Here is a 230-nt window from a genome sequence, read left to right as displayed (position 1 = left end):
CCAAGTACCATCGACGCTGGAGGACTTTACTTCTGTGTTCGGTATGGGAACAGGTGTGGCCCCTCCGCCATCATCACCAAATACTTTGAAATTTTCATCGCAAACTGATTAGATTTGCAAATAAATATGAGAGAGAATAATCTCTCTCATATTAACCAGCAACGTTCTACTCTCCCAGGCAGCTACCCGCCAAGTACCATCGACGCTGGAGGACTTTACTTCTGTGTTCG

General features: G+C 45.7%; 2 rRNA genes. Both read right to left on the bottom strand.

From position 1 onward, the window contains the following. Positions 1 to 81 (bottom strand): 5S ribosomal RNA (gene rrf / locus QE109_RS17700); the annotation flags it as partial. Between the two features lie 72 nt (positions 82 to 153). Beyond that, positions 154 to 230: ribosomal RNA gene (gene rrf, locus QE109_RS17780) — 5S ribosomal RNA — on the bottom strand; the annotation flags it as partial.

The sequence above is a fragment of the Fusibacter bizertensis genome (genome assembly GCF_029914245.1).
Lineage (GTDB): Bacteria > Bacillota > Clostridia > Peptostreptococcales > Acidaminobacteraceae > Fusibacter_C > Fusibacter_C bizertensis.
Note: the sequence above shows the minus strand (reverse complement) of the source record. Positions and strands in the feature narration are given on the sequence as shown.